Source organism: Pseudomonas sp. PNPG3, assembly GCF_023093815.1.
Taxonomy (GTDB): Bacteria; Pseudomonadota; Gammaproteobacteria; order Pseudomonadales; family Pseudomonadaceae; genus Aquipseudomonas; species Aquipseudomonas asiatica.
On record NZ_JALLKV010000004.1, the window covers coordinates 44,967 to 58,699 of the forward strand.

Here is a 13,733-nt window from a genome sequence, read left to right on the forward strand (position 1 = left end):
CAAGATGCTGAAATGAGGAGGAGTTCATCTCATCGTTTCTGGCTGTGGAACGGACTCTGGGCGAAGGTCCGTTATTGGCCCAGGCCGTGTAAAAACGTGGACCGTGCCCTTGCTATGCTGCCGACGGATTTCATAGCGGGGGCGGGCCATGAAGCGTTTCATCCAGGGCGAGTGTCGAGGCCAAAGCACGCTGCTGCCCGAGAGCCTGGATGACTACGTCGCGGACACCAACCCGGTGCGGGTGGTCGATGTGTTCGTCGATGAACTCGACCTCGGCCGGCTGGGTTTTGACGGGGTCGTCCCTGCAGAAACCGGTCGACCCGCTTACCATCCCGCCGTCCTGCTGAAGATCCACATCTACGGCTACCTCAACCGCATCCAGTCCAGCCGACGCCTCGAGCGCGAAGCACAGCGCAACGTCGAGTTGATGTGGCTGACCGGACGTCTGATGCCGGACTTTAAAACCATCGCCAACTTCCGCAAGGACAACGGCCCGGCGATTCGGAGCGTCTGCCGGCAGTTCGTGGTGCTGTGCCAGCAAATCGGTTTGTTCGCCGACGCCCTGGTGGCCATCGATGGCAGCAAGTTCAAGGCGGTCAACAATCGCGACCGCAACTTCACCAGCGCCAAGCTGCAGCGGCGAATGGCGGAGATCGAGTCCAGCATCAATCGTTACCTGACGGCGCTCGATAGCGCCGACCGTCAGGAACCTACCGTTGCGCGGGTCAAAGCCGAACGCCTCCACGACAAGATCGCGACCTTGAAGACCAAGATGCGGGAGCTCAAGGAAATCGAGGTGCAGCTCAACGAAACACTGGATAAACAGATCTCCCTGACCGATCCCGATGCCCGCTCAATGAAGACGCGTGGCAGCGGAATGGTCGGCTACAACGTACAGGCCGCCGTCGATGCGAAGCACCACCTGATCGTGACCCACGAGGTCACGAACGACGGAGTCGATCGAGACCAACTGAGCTCAATGGCCAAGCAGGCGCGCGAAGCCATGGGCGTCGAGGAACTCTCGGCGGTCGCAGACAGAGGGTATTTCAAGGGCGAAGAAATCCTCGCGTGCCAGGAAGCTGGCATCACTGTTTTCGTGCCCAAGACGCTGACTTCGGGAGCGACAGCAGCGGGTCGCTTTGGCAAAGGTGATTTCATCTATGACGCAGCCAAGAGCGAGTACCGCTGCCCGGCAGGGCAACGCCTGATCTGGCGGTACGCAAGCGTCGAGAAAGGGCTGAAGCTGCACCGTTACTGGAGTTCGAATTGCCAGGGCTGTGCGTTGAAGGAGCGCTGCACACCCAGCTCAGAGCGCCGCGTGAGCCGCTGGGAACATGAGTCGGTGCTCGAGGCGATGCAGCACCGCCTGGATCAGGCGCCGGAGATGATGCGCATCCGCCGCCAGACGGTGGAGCATCCGTTTGGCACACTGAAGGCCTGGATGGGCGCCACCCATTTCCTCACCCGAACGCTTGAGCGGGTAAGCACGGAAATGAGCCTGCATGTGCTCGCCTACAACTTCAAACGGGTGCTGAATCTGCTGGGGAACAGTACGCTGATGGCAGCGATGAAGGCCTGAAACCGCATTGGCGACCCACTGAGCTCGTCGCACAGCATCACGGAGCCACACTTCCCCAATCCAGTTGAATGACTCGGTTCGACTCGCCAGGTGCCCATGGGCCTCTAGGCGCCGCTAAAACTATCCAAATCCCGCTATCCATCACCCGCTGCGTTTTTACACGGTCTGGACCGAAAGCCGCCGAAGCCTTCGGCCAAAAAATGATCCGGCGGACGCCCTGTCGTCGAGCTGCGAGGCGTGCTCGTTGGAGTCACCGCGAGCCGCGCCCCCGTCTCACGCCGTTGGTGGCCTACTCATGCACCCCGACCTTGAGGCCTAAGCACTACACCGCCTCCCCTATCGCACGCACCCCAAGTGGACGCGCTTCCCCATCAGCAGAACTGCTGCCCAACTGCTGACTGAGCAACATATCCGCCTGCCTACAACTCCCTGAACCACTGCCAAGCCCCGCCCTTCCTGGCCTTCTGACAAGTGGCACGATCGGTGCAATTTCCGGACTTCCACGGTCGCCCGGAGAACGCTCGTTCATGTGGCTCTACTTCTGCAAACGCCTGCTGGCGATGATTCCCACCCTGCTCGGCGTGCTGACGCTGACCTTTCTGGTCACCCAGTTCGTGCCCGGCGGGCCGGTGGAAAGCAGCCTCAGCCGGCTCGATTCGGAAAGCGCGCGCAGCGGCGTCGACGGCGGTGCGATCAGTGGCGGCTGGAGCTACAGTGGCCGCGCCGGCATCGACGCGCAGCAGATCGAGCAGATGAGCGAGCAGTTCGGCTTCGACCGTCCACTGCTCGACCGCTACCTGCACATGCTCGCCAGCTACCTGCGCTTCGACCTCGGCGAGAGCTACGTGCGCAACGACAGCGTGTGGGCGCTTATCCAGGCCAAGCTCGGTGTCTCGGTGTCGCTCGGCGTGTGGACCTTCCTGCTCACCTACCTGATCTCGGTGCCGCTCGGCGTGGCCAAGGCAGTGCGCGCCGGCAGCCGTTTCGACTTCCTCACCAGCCTGCTGATCCTCACCGGCTACGCGGTGCCCGGCTTCGTGCTCGGCGTGCTGTTGCTGGTGCTGTTCGGCGGCGGCTCGTTCTGGGATGTGTTCCCACTGCGCGGGCTGACCTCGGACAACTGGGACGAGCTGAACCCGCTGGCCAAACTCGGCGACTACCTGTGGCACATCGCGCTGCCGGTCACCGCCTCGGTGGTCAGCACCTTCGCCCTGAAGACGCTGCTGACCAAGAACACTTTCCTCGAGGAAATCCGCCGCCAGTACGTGCTCACCGCGCGCGCCAAGGGCCTCTCCGAGCGCCGCGTGCTGTGGAAGCACGTGCTGCGCAACGCCCTGCTGCCGCTGGTCACCGGTTTTCCGGGGGCGTTCATCGCCGCCTTCTTCACCGGCAGCCTGCTGATCGAGACGCTGTTCTCGCTGGATGGCCTCGGCCTGCTCTCCTACGAATCGATCAACAGCCGCGACTACCCGGTGGTGCTCGGCAGCCTCTACCTGCTGACCCTGATCGGCCTGATCACCAAGCTGATCGGCGACATCGCCTACGTGCTGGTCGACCCCCGCATCAAATTCGACGCCCGGACCGCCTGATGAACCTACCTGCCAATCCCCTGCCGGCCGCCGCGCCGGGCCTCTGGCAACGCCTCAGCGGCTGGCGTACTGCGCGCCCGGCCGTGGCCGCCGCCTCGCTGTCGCCCGGCCGGCGCCTGTGGCTGCGCTTCCGCCGCAACCGCCTGGGCTACTGGAGCCTGCTGTTGTTCCTCGGCCTGTATGCGCTGAGCCTGGCCGGCGAGCTGCTCAGCAACGACCGCCCACTGCTGGTGTACTACCAGCAGCAGTGGTTCCTGCCGCTGCTGCACGACTACCCCGAGTCGCTGTTCGGCGGCCAGTTGCCGATCGACGCCGACTACAACGACCCGTTCATCCGCGCGCAGCTGGCGCAGCCCGGCAACTTCGCGCTGTACGCCCTCAACCCCTACTACTACGACACGCTCAGCTACTTCTCCAGCGCCGCCCACAACCCCGGGCCGCCCAGCGCGGAGAACTGGCTGGGCACCGACATCGCCGGCTACGACATCGTCGCCCGCCTGCTCTACGGCTTCCGCACCTCGGTGACCTTCGGCCTGGCGCTGACCCTGGTCGGCACCCTGCTCGGCGTGGCCATCGGTGCGCTGCAGGGATACTTCGCCGGCAAGGTTGACCTGATCGGCCAGCGCTTGATCGAGATCTGGGGCTCGATGCCCGAGCTGTACCTGCTGATCATCTTCGCCTCGGTGTTCGAGCCGAGCCTGCTGCTGCTCTTCGTGCTGCTCTCGTTGTTCGGCTGGATCTACCTGTCCGACTTCGTGCGCGCCGAGTTCCTGCGCAACCGTCAGCTGGAGTACGTCAAGGCGGCGCGGGCGATGGGCCTGTCGCATGCGCAGATCATCTGGCGGCACATCCTGCCCAACAGCCTGACCCCGGTGATCACCTTCCTGCCGTTTCGCATGAGCGCGGCGATCATGGCGCTGGCCAGCCTGGACTTCCTCGGCCTCGGCGTACAGGCCCCCGCGCCGAGCCTCGGCCAGTTGCTGCTGCAGGGCAAAGAGAACCTCGACGCCTGGTGGATCGCGGTGTCGGCGTTCGGCGTGCTGGTGCTCACCCTGTTGCTGCTGACCTTCATGGGCGAGGCGCTGCGCAACGCGCTGGACACCCGCATCGCCGACCAACCCGACCTGGAGCGCGCGCCATGAGCGATGCGGTGCTGAGCCTGGAAAACCTCTCCATCGACATCGGCGCGCGCCGCGTGGTCGACGGCCTCGACCTGCACATCCAGCCCGGCGAGCGGCTCGCCCTGGTCGGCGAATCCGGCTCAGGCAAGACGGTCAGCGCACTGGCGATCCTCGGCCTGCTGCCGCAGGCGCGGGTGCACGGCAGCATCCGCCTGCAGGGTGAGGAACTGCTCGGCGCCACCCCGGCACGCATTCGCCAGGTGCGCGGCGGCGAGGTGGCGATGGTCTTTCAGGAGCCGATGTCGGCGCTCAACCCGCTGTTCAGCATCGGCGAGCAGATCATCGAGACCCTGCAGCAACACGAGGGCCTGAACGCCCGCGCGGCGCGCGCCAAGACCATCGCCCTGCTCGAACGCACCGGGATCCGCGAGCCGGAGCGGCGCGTCGACAGCTACCCGCACCAGCTCTCCGGCGGGCAGCTGCAGCGCGCGGTGATCGCCATGGCGCTGGCCTGCCGGCCCAAGCTGCTGATCGCCGACGAGCCGACCACCGCGCTGGACATGACCATCCGCGCGCGCATCGTGCAGCTGCTGCTCGATCTGCAGGAGGAGTTCGGCATGGCGATCCTGCTGATCACCCACGACCTCAACCTGGTGCGCAAATTCGCCCAGCGCGTGGCGGTGATGGAGCAGGGCCAACTGGTCGAGACCGCGGCGACCGAGCGGCTGTTCGCCAGCCCGCGCCACCCCTACACGCGCAAGCTGCTCGACAGCCTGCCGCAGCGCGATATCGACGCGGTCAACGAAGGCGCGCCGCTGCTCCTGCAGACCCGTCAGCTGCGCGTCGAATACCCAAAGAAGCGCGCCGGCTGGCGCGGCTGGTTCGGCCACGAACGCTTCGTCGCCCTGGCCGGCGCCGAGGTGCAGTTGCACGCCGGCGAGACCATCGGCGTGGTCGGCGAGTCCGGTTCCGGCAAGTCGACCCTGGCCCAGGCGATCCTCGGCCTGATCCCGGTGCACAGCGGCGCGCTGGACTACGCCGGGTTGCCGCACGCCGCCCACTCGCGCCAGCAACGCCGCGCGCTGCGTGCCTGGCTGCAGGTGGTGTTCCAGGACCCGTTCGGCTCGCTGTCGCCGCGCCAGACCATCGAGCAGATCGTCGGCGAGGGCCTCGCCCTGCACCACCCGGGGCTCGACGCCGACGAGCGCCAGCGCCGCCTGCACGCGGTGCTGCAGGAAGTCGGCCTGCCGCTCGCCGCGCTATCGCGCTACCCGCACGAATTCTCCGGCGGCCAGCGCCAGCGCATCGCCATCGCCCGCGCGCTAATCCTGCGGCCCCAGGTGGTGGTGCTCGACGAGCCGACCTCGGCGCTCGACGTGTCGATCCAGAAGCAGGTGCTCGAACTGCTGGTCGGCCTGCAGCGCAAGTACGGCCTGAGCTACGTGCTGATCAGCCACGACCTGGCGGTGGTCAACGCCCTCGCCCACCGCCTGTACGTGCTCAAGGACGGCGAGATCGTCGAGTCCGGCGACACCGCCGAGGTGATCCGCGCGCCACAGCACCCCTACACCCAGCGCCTGGTTCAGGCCTCCCTGTGAGACGCGTCCGTATGCTTAAGCTCCGTTTCTTGCTGCTCGCCATCGCCCTCGGCGCCGCGCCGGCGACCCACGCCGCGCACGCCGTGGCGCAGTTCGGCGCACCGAAGTACCCGGCGGACTTCCAGCACTTCGCCTACGTCAACCCGGACGCGCCGAAGGGCGGCAGCCTGAGCATGTCGCTGGTCAGCAAGAACAGCAGCTTCGACAAGTACAACCCTTACAGCCTGCGCGGCATCCCGGCGCCGGGGCTGCTCGAGCTGGTGTTCGAGACCCTGACCATCAACGGCCTGGACGAGATCAACACCCAGTACGGCCTGCTCGCCGACGACATCCAGGTCGCCGCCGACTTCGGCTCGGTGGTTTTTCATATCAACCCCAGGGCGCGCTTCTCCAACGGTGACCCGGTGACCGCCGCCGACGTGCTGTATTCCTACCAAACCCTCACCGGCGGCCAGGCCAGCCCGCGCTTCAAGGCCTACTTCGCGGAGATCGCCGCGGTCAGCGTGCTCGACGCGCAGCGCGTGCGCTTCGACTTCCGCCGCACCGGCCGCGACCTGTCGTTCATCGCCGGCAGCCTGCCGGTGTTCTCCGCCAAGTGGGGCCTGCAGGCCGACGGCAGCCGCGTGCCGTTCGACCAGTTGCGCTTCGAGGCGCCGATCGCCAGCGGCCCCTACCAGATCGAACGCGCCACCAGCGGGCGCGGCATCGTCTACCGGCGCAACCCGGACTACTGGGCCAGCGACGTGCCGGTGCGGCGCGGCAGCTACAACTTCGAGCGCGTCGAATACAAGCTATACAAGGACCGCGACACCCAGGTCGCCGCGCTGCGCGCCGGCGACTACGACTTCATCGCCGAGAACCAGATGCGCTACTGGTGCTGCCAGTACATCGGCAAGCGCTTCGACAATGGCGAGCTGGTCAAGCGCACCGTCCCCCACCACAACCCGCCGGCCATGAACGGCTGGGTGGTCAACCTGCGCAAGCCGCGCTTCCAGGACGTGCGGGTTCGCGAGGCGCTGAACTACGCGCTGGATTTCGAGTGGATCAACCGCAAGATCTTCGACAGCGAGTTCGAGCGCGTCGACAGTTACTTCGCCAACAGCCCGCTGGCCGCCCGCGGCCTGCCCAGCGCCGCGGAGCTGGAGTTGCTCGAACCGTTCCGCGACCAGCTGCCGCCGGCGGTGTTCGGGCCGATGTACCGGCAGCCGAGCACTAGCGCGCCGTCCAGCCTGCGCGCCAACCTCACCCGCGCCCTGGAGCTGTTCGCCGAGGCCGGCTGGCACAACCGCGACGGCGTGCTGCGCAACGCCCAGGGCGAGCCGTTCGTGCTGGAAGTGGCCGGCACCCGCGCGCAGAGCCCGTACCTCGACCCGGTGTACCGCAACCTGCGCAAGCTCGGCGTGGTGGTGCAGATCAAACTCACCGACGCCGCCACCGCCTACAAGCAGATGAGCGGTTTCGACTACGACTACTCGACCATCGCCCTGCGCGAGGCGCGCATGCCCGGCGACGAGCTGTGGCGCAGCTTCAACAGCCAGGACGCCAACCGCCGCGGCTCGGAAAACATCATCGGCGTGCAGTCGCCGGTGGTCGACGCGCTGATCAAGCGCCTGCTCGACGCCGACAGCCAGGCCGACCTGGAAACCGCCGCCCACGCCCTCGACCGCGTGCTGATCCACAACCACTACGTGATCCCCTGGCGCTACCTGACCAAGCACTACTTCATCTACAACAAACGCCTGCAGGCGCCGGAAACCCTGCCGCTGTACTACGGCGCCTACGAGTGGACCATCAGCAGTTGGTGGGATGGCACGGCGGCGCCGGCAGGGCTGGCGCAGGCTGAACGCTGAAAAAGCTTCGCGGTCATGGACCGCTCCTAAAAGGCGCTCCTGTGGGAGCGGTCCATGACCGCGATCGTTTTGGCCCCACCGCAACCTGCCATCACCACGGCGCCGTTCTCCACGACGTTTTTCTGTAGGAGCGAGCTTGTAGTGGTCCGGAAACTTGGACACCGAGATAGGAGCGGGTTAACTAGCGCAACTATCGAGGTGATTCGTATGGGCCATAGAAAAATATCGGACGCGATCAAACGGGAAGCGGTGCAATTGGTGGTGTCGCAGGGCTTTTCGGTGCCGCAGGCAGCACAGACGCTGGGTATCGGACCGACCGCTCTGCGCCGCTGGGTATCACAGTGGCGGGCTGAGCATGGAGGGGGTGAGCCAGCCAGTGAGGCACAGCGAATCAAGGAGCTGGAGACTCAGTTGGCGCAGGCGAAGCGCGCTCTGACCGAGGTGGAGGAGGAGCGTGACACGCTAAAAAAATCTACCGCCTTCTTCGTTCGGGAAATGCTGCGTGCTGGCAAGCGATCGACCGATTGAAGAAGGCGACGAGTGTGACGCACTTGTGTCGGCTGCTCGGGGTGGCGCGCAGCAGTTACTATGCCGCCAGGAAACGGCCAGCAGTGGTGGCCAGCCCATTACTGCCGGTTGTCGTGCGTTTGCATGAGGAGAGCCGGCGCAGCTATGGCACGCGGCGGGTTACGGCGGCCCTGCAACAGCTGGGGCATGCCGTAGGGCGACAACGGGTGCGCACACTGATGCGCCAGGCGGGGCTGACGGTGGCGCGGCGGCGTTATCAGCACTACCGTCGGTACACCAAGCCAGCGATTGCGGCGCCCAATCATCTCAATCGTCAGTTTCAACCCGACGCCCCGAATCGGGTCTGGGCTGGAGACATCACCTACTTGCGTACCGCTCGTGGCTGGCTTTATCTGGCCATCGTGGTTGATCTCTATGCACGCCGCATCGTCGGCTGGGCATTTTCAGCGCAGGCTGATACAGAGCTGGTAATCCGTGCCCTGGAGCTGGCTGTTTCGATGCGGCGTCCGGGTGTCGGCCTGATGTTTCACTCTGACCAGGGCTGCCAGTACGGCAGCGAGCGTTTCATAGCCTATCTGCGGAGGCAGCAGATCATCCAAAGTATGAGCCGCCGCGGAAATTGCTGGGACACTCAGTTCACTATCCTCCTGAACGTCAGCCCAATCTGACCCGTGCTGGGATTGGCTTGCTGGATTGCCTTTGCGTTGACCTGTCGATTGGCTGCTGACGTTTCCTGGCATTGCTAGGCCTGCCGTCAGTGACCTGATAGGAGCCTTGTGCTGCACCCTGAGTGTCCTGTCCTGCGAGTGGGGTAGCGATGTGCCTTCGACACAGGAGGATCTCGCATGCCTGCGCTAACGACGAATAACCATGAAGTGGTACTTGGCGTCGATACCCACCTGGACGCTCATGTGGGGGCGGTGTGGAGCGAAACCGGAAAATTGCTTGGAACACTGGTAATCCCCGTCAGTACCGAGGGATACCAGCACCTATTAGCCTGGGCCATGTCCTACGGAGAACTTCGGCGCGCCGGTGTCGAAGGTACTGGCACATACGGTGCGGGACTGACTCGTATACTGCGCAAGCACGACGTCGAGGTGTTGGAAATCAACCGTCCTGATCGGGCAGCGCGCCGATCCCAGGGAAAATCCGATCCCACCGATGCCGAGAGCGCGGCACGCGCCGTATTGTCCGGCAAAGCCACGGCGATCCCCAAGACTCAGTCCGGCGCTGCGGAGTCCATGCGCGCGGTGCTGGTGGCGAGACGTAGCGCAGTCAAGGCCCGCACCCAAGCCATCAATCAGATTAAAGCTTTGCTCATCTGCGCGCCGCAGTCGTTGCGGGAGCGCCTCTGGCGGAACAAGCCAGCCGAATGCATTGCCGGCTGTTTACGTCTACGCGAGAGGGAATCCCACCCTCTGCATAGTTTGAGCACAACGCTGCGTTTGTTGGCCAAGCGCTGGCTGTTACTCGATCGTGAAGTTACTGCGCTCGATGCCATGCTCGAGCGCCTGACACGGCAGCATGCCAAGCGCCTGCGGAGCAGATTCGGTATTGGCCCGCAAACCGCTGCAACCCTTCTGGCGGTGTCCGGCGATAATCCCGAGAGGTTGCGTAACGAGGCGGCACTGGCGGCTCTTTGCGGGGTAAGTCCATTGTCAGCTTCATCCGGTAAAACGATACGTCATCGACTGAATCGAGGCGGTGACCGCTCTGCCAACAACGCCCTGTGGACGATCGCCTTGGTGCGAATGCGCAGCGACCTGCGCACCAAGGCATATGTGGAGCGACGTACGCGAGAAGGGCGAACTACCAGGGAGATCCACCGTTGCCTGAAACGCTACATCGTCAGAGAGTTGTACCCGCTGATCCTGGCTGATCTGGCGGATACCTCGAGCTACGGTTGACATAGGAGCGTCAATGCCGTGGTGGAGCGGATCTTCGCCAGCCTGAAGCACGAATGGATCGGAGAGCGACGCTATCGAGATCAACAGGAGGCAACAGCGGATGTGATCCGTTTCGTCGCCATCTACTACAACCATCATCGCCTGCACTCGGCGATCAAGCATTTGCCGCCTGCGGTGTTTGAGGCACAGGCGGCTTGATGCTCCTATCTCGGTGTCCAGAAAAACCGGACCACTACAGCTCTGCTCGCGAACCCCGGCAACGCAAAAGCTTCGCGAGCAGGGCTCGCTCCTACAAAGGCCACCCAACCGTAGGGGGAAACGCTCCACCTCCCCACCCACCGCCACAGCGTGGCGGCAGACATGGCACCCGCACTGCTCCCCAGCCAGCACCCCATCAGCAGCCCTGCTGACCGATCAGCACCACCACTCCCCCTCGCCCCCACACAACCCGCACCACACCGCGCCCGGCACCGCCTGGCACGCTCCCTGCTCCTATCCCTTCAGCTCGGGCTTTCCATACGCCCGCCTTCCCACAGGACTTCCCCATGAGCGTCGAATTCATCTGGCAACTCCCCAACGACCGCGATGCGCGCTATGCCGATGCGCAGCCCCAGCTGCGCGGCGAACGCCCGAGCGGTGACCGGCCGGCCTACGGCCCCGGCGTCAGCGACCCGCGCGGGCGCCGTTTCAACTACCTCGACTACCTGCAGCAGATCGCCCGCGCCGCCGACCTGACCGGCTTCGACGGCATCCACATCGCCAACCAGGCGGACGGCGACGAGCCGTGGATCATCGCCGGCTACGTGGCGCGCAGCACCCGCCACCTCAAGCTGCTCACCGAGTTCGACGCCGCGCGCGGCTCGGCGGTGTACGCGGCGAAGAACGCGGTGAGCTACCAGCGCTTCAGCGGCGGACGCTTCGCCTGGCAGCTCGCCAGCCCGGCCGATGCCGCCCAGCGCCGCCGCCAGGGCGACTTCGTGGCGGACGCCGACCTGCTGCCGCGCATCGACGAATTCCTCACCGTCGCCCGCAGGGTGATCACCCAGGCGCCGTTCACCTTCGCCGGGCGTTTCTTCGAAGTGCTCGACGGCGGCTTCAAGGGCCCGCTGTCCGGCCAGCGCGTGCCGCCGATCTACCTGGCCGGCGACAGCACCGAAGCGCTGCAACTGTCCGCCCGCCAGGCCGACGTGCACCTGTTCGCCGCACTCCCGCTGGCCGAACTGGCGCCACTGCTCGACCAGCTGGACAACCTGGCCCGCGCCGCCAACCGCCGGCTGACGCACGGCCTGCGCATCGACGTGCTGGCACGGGAAAGCACCGAGGAAGCGCTGTTCGACGCCCAGCGAATTGCCGCTCAGCAGGGCATCGCCGCGCCAATCGCCAGCGGCCTGTGGCGCTACGCCAACGCCCAGCCCGGCGGCGTCGAGGGCGCGCTGGTCGGCAGCTATGGCGAAGTCGCCGACGCGCTCGCCGAATACGCCAGCGCCGGCATCGAAAGCTTCCTGCTCGGCGCCACGCCGCACCTGGAAGAAGCCTACCGGGTCGGCGAAAACCTGCTGCCCCTGCTGCGCGCCCGCCTCAGCGGCGCCACCGCCCATACCGCCTGACCGACGAGACTTCCCCCATGACCATCGATGTTTTCTGGCGCCTGCCCACCCACGGCGAACCCAGCACCCACCGCAACCGCGAGCCGTTTCGCGGCGACTGGTTCTTCGGCAACGGCGCCCCCAGCGGCAGCGGCCTGAGCACCCGCGACGACGGCTTCAGCTATATCGACTACCTCGCCGAGATCGCCCGCGCCGCGGAAATCTCCGGCTTCCAGGGCGGGCTGATCCCGTCCTTCCCGATGACCGACGAACCCTGGGCGATCTCCGCCTTCCTGGCCCGCGAGACGCGCACCTTCCGCTTCATGATCGCCTTCCAGCCGGGCTTCCTGAACCCGGTCACCGCGGCGCGCATGACCGCCAGCCTGCAGCGCGCCACCAACGGCCGCGCGCTGTTCAACGTGATCACCGGCGGCGGCGGCCCGGCGCAGCTGTGGTGGGGCGACAGCGCCGGCCACGACGCGCGCTACAACCGCACCGACGAGTTCCTCGACGTGCTGCGCGGCGTGTGGAACGGCGGGCCGTTCAGCTACGACGGCCGCTACTACCAGGTCAAGGACGCCGGCCTGGCGCTGCCGCTGGCCGAGCAGGCGTTCCCGGAAATCTATTTCTCCGGCTCGTCCGATGCCGCGCTGGCCACCGCGTCGAAACACGCCGAGTACTACCTGACCTGGCTGGAGCCGTTCGCCCAGCTGCGCGAGAAGTTCGCCCGGGTCAAGGAGCGCACCGACGCGCTGGGGCGCAAGATCAAGTGCGCGGTGCGCGTCGACATCGTCGCCCGCGCCACCGAGGAGGAAGCCTGGCGCGAGGTGCGCAAGGGCTTCGAACGGCTGTCGCCGGCGGAACTGGCGCGCGTCGGCCAACGCGCCGGCGGCGACTCGGTGGGTGCCAGCCGCCAGGACAGCAACCGGCCGCAGACCATCAACCGCTTCGAGGACCTGATCATCGAGCCCAACGTCTGGTCCGGCTTCAACCTGCTGCGCGGCGGGCAGACCAACGGCATCGTCGGCAGCTACCAGCAGGTCGCCGAACGCCTCGACGAACTGGTCCAGCTCGGCGCCGACGCCTTCATCCTGGCCAGCACCCCGCACCTGGAAGAGGCCTACCGGGTCGGCGAGGAAGTCCTGCCGCTGCTGCGCGGCCAGCGCTGATCCACGCGCCATTGCTGCACGGGCAACAGTCGGCTGGTGACCGATTGCTGCCCGCGCAGCAGCCTTGCCACTGACGCCCAGAGCGTCAATTTAAATCATTAAATTTCAATAGCTTACAAACGCTCTACAGCGGCCGTGAGTTGGAATGCTTTGTGCTCCTCCGCTGGCACCATCCGCTGACCTCTTTCGCGAGCACACCGCCATGAGCACTCCCCGCCAAGCCACCTACGCCATCCACCCGCAATTCCTCGAACGCTGGTCGCCGCGCGCCTTCACCGGCGAAGCGATCCGCGACGACGAGCTGTTCGCCCTGTTCGAAGCCGCGCGCTGGGCGCCGTCGGCCAACAACGCGCAGCCCTGGCGCTTCATCTATGCGCGCAAGGATGCGCCGAGCTGGCCGGTGCTGTTCGGCCTGATCAACGAGGGCAACCAGCGCTGGGCGGCCAACGCCTCGGCGCTGGTGGTGCTGGTGTCGCGCACCAGCCATCGGCGCCCCGGCGCCAGCGAAGTCACGCCGCTGCGCAGCCACTCGCTGGACAGCGGCGCGGCCTGGGCCAGCCTGGCCCTGCAGGCGCTGCACAGCGGCTGGAGCAGCCACGCGATCGGCGGCTTCGACCGCGAGCGTGCGCGCGTCGAGCTGGGCGTGCCGGACGGCTACCAGGTCGAGGTGGCCATCGCCATCGGCCGCCGCGCCGCGCCGGAGTCGCTGGCCGACGACCTGCGCGAGCGCGAACTGCCCAACCAGCGCCACCCGCTGTCGCGACTGGTCGCCGAGGGCCGCTTCGCCTTCGACGAGGCCTGAGCCG

General features: G+C 66.1%; 12 protein-coding genes. All 12 read left to right on the forward strand.

The genetic code is table 11. The features are described from left to right. Window positions 1-148: 148 nt before the first annotated feature. Window positions 149-1,579, forward strand: a complete 1,431-nt coding sequence (locus MJ643_RS04640; RefSeq protein WP_247726634.1) for an IS1182 family transposase — start codon at window positions 149-151, stop codon at window positions 1,577-1,579. A gap of 527 nt (window positions 1,580-2,106) precedes the next feature. Then, window positions 2,107-3,168: an ABC transporter permease subunit gene (locus MJ643_RS04645; RefSeq protein ID WP_247726635.1), complete on the forward strand. Its 1,062-nt coding sequence runs from the start codon at window positions 2,107-2,109 to the stop codon at window positions 3,166-3,168. After that, window positions 3,168-4,310, forward strand: a complete 1,143-nt coding sequence (locus MJ643_RS04650; protein ID WP_247726636.1) for an ABC transporter permease — start codon at window positions 3,168-3,170, stop codon at window positions 4,308-4,310. The genes MJ643_RS04645 and MJ643_RS04650 overlap by 1 nt, the downstream gene beginning before the upstream one ends. After that, window positions 4,307-5,887 carry a dipeptide ABC transporter ATP-binding protein gene (locus MJ643_RS04655; RefSeq protein ID WP_247726637.1) on the forward strand — a complete coding sequence of 527 codons (1,581 nt, stop codon included), beginning with the start codon at window positions 4,307-4,309 and terminating at the stop codon, window positions 5,885-5,887. The genes MJ643_RS04650 and MJ643_RS04655 overlap by 4 nt, the downstream gene beginning before the upstream one ends. A gap of 11 nt (window positions 5,888-5,898) precedes the next feature. Then, complete coding sequence (locus tag MJ643_RS04660; RefSeq protein ID WP_247726638.1) at window positions 5,899-7,737, forward strand: extracellular solute-binding protein; 1,839 nt, start codon at window positions 5,899-5,901, stop codon at window positions 7,735-7,737. A gap of 54 nt (window positions 7,738-7,791) precedes the next feature. Further along, on the forward strand, window positions 7,792-8,265 hold the full coding sequence (locus MJ643_RS04665; protein ID WP_247726639.1) for a transposase: 474 nt from the start codon (window positions 7,792-7,794) through the stop codon (window positions 8,263-8,265). After that, window positions 8,262-8,933: an IS3 family transposase gene (locus MJ643_RS04670; RefSeq protein ID WP_247726640.1), complete on the forward strand. Its 672-nt coding sequence runs from the start codon at window positions 8,262-8,264 to the stop codon at window positions 8,931-8,933. The genes MJ643_RS04665 and MJ643_RS04670 overlap by 4 nt, the downstream gene beginning before the upstream one ends. Window positions 8,934-9,110: 177 nt before the next feature. Further along, window positions 9,111-10,172: an IS110 family transposase gene (locus MJ643_RS04675; RefSeq protein ID WP_247726641.1), complete on the forward strand. Its 1,062-nt coding sequence runs from the start codon at window positions 9,111-9,113 to the stop codon at window positions 10,170-10,172. A gap of 18 nt (window positions 10,173-10,190) precedes the next feature. Then, the gene (locus tag MJ643_RS04680; RefSeq protein ID WP_247726642.1) at window positions 10,191-10,370 is read left to right on the forward strand and encodes an integrase core domain-containing protein; all 180 of its coding nucleotides are present in this window, start codon (window positions 10,191-10,193) and stop codon (window positions 10,368-10,370) included. A gap of 347 nt (window positions 10,371-10,717) precedes the next feature. Further along, a complete protein-coding gene (locus MJ643_RS04685; RefSeq protein ID WP_247726643.1) occupies window positions 10,718-11,779 on the forward strand; it encodes an LLM class flavin-dependent oxidoreductase in 1,062 nt (353 codons plus the stop codon). A gap of 17 nt (window positions 11,780-11,796) precedes the next feature. Continuing rightward, window positions 11,797-12,927 (forward strand): LLM class flavin-dependent oxidoreductase, encoded by a 1,131-nt coding sequence (locus MJ643_RS04690; RefSeq protein WP_247726644.1) that lies wholly within the window; start codon window positions 11,797-11,799, stop codon window positions 12,925-12,927. Window positions 12,928-13,129: 202 nt separating this feature from the next. Further along, window positions 13,130-13,729 carry a nitroreductase family protein gene (locus MJ643_RS04695; protein ID WP_247726645.1) on the forward strand — a complete coding sequence of 200 codons (600 nt, stop codon included), beginning with the start codon at window positions 13,130-13,132 and terminating at the stop codon, window positions 13,727-13,729. Window positions 13,730-13,733: the final 4 nt, after the last annotated feature.

Coding starts and splice junctions, on each gene's coding strand:
- MJ643_RS04640 (WP_247726634.1), top strand. CDS start 149: ATGAAGCGTTTCATCCAGGGCGAGTGTCGAGGCCAAAGCACGCTGCTG.
- MJ643_RS04645 (WP_247726635.1), top strand. CDS start 2,107: ATGTGGCTCTACTTCTGCAAACGCCTGCTGGCGATGATTCCCACCCTG.
- MJ643_RS04650 (WP_247726636.1), top strand. CDS start 3,168: ATGAACCTACCTGCCAATCCCCTGCCGGCCGCCGCGCCGGGCCTCTGG.
- MJ643_RS04655 (WP_247726637.1), top strand. CDS start 4,307: ATGAGCGATGCGGTGCTGAGCCTGGAAAACCTCTCCATCGACATCGGC.
- MJ643_RS04660 (WP_247726638.1), top strand. CDS start 5,899: ATGCTTAAGCTCCGTTTCTTGCTGCTCGCCATCGCCCTCGGCGCCGCG.
- MJ643_RS04665 (WP_247726639.1), top strand. CDS start 7,792: ATGACCGCGATCGTTTTGGCCCCACCGCAACCTGCCATCACCACGGCG.
- MJ643_RS04675 (WP_247726641.1), top strand. CDS start 9,111: ATGCCTGCGCTAACGACGAATAACCATGAAGTGGTACTTGGCGTCGAT.
- MJ643_RS04685 (WP_247726643.1), top strand. CDS start 10,718: ATGAGCGTCGAATTCATCTGGCAACTCCCCAACGACCGCGATGCGCGC.
- MJ643_RS04690 (WP_247726644.1), top strand. CDS start 11,797: ATGACCATCGATGTTTTCTGGCGCCTGCCCACCCACGGCGAACCCAGC.
- MJ643_RS04695 (WP_247726645.1), top strand. CDS start 13,130: ATGAGCACTCCCCGCCAAGCCACCTACGCCATCCACCCGCAATTCCTC.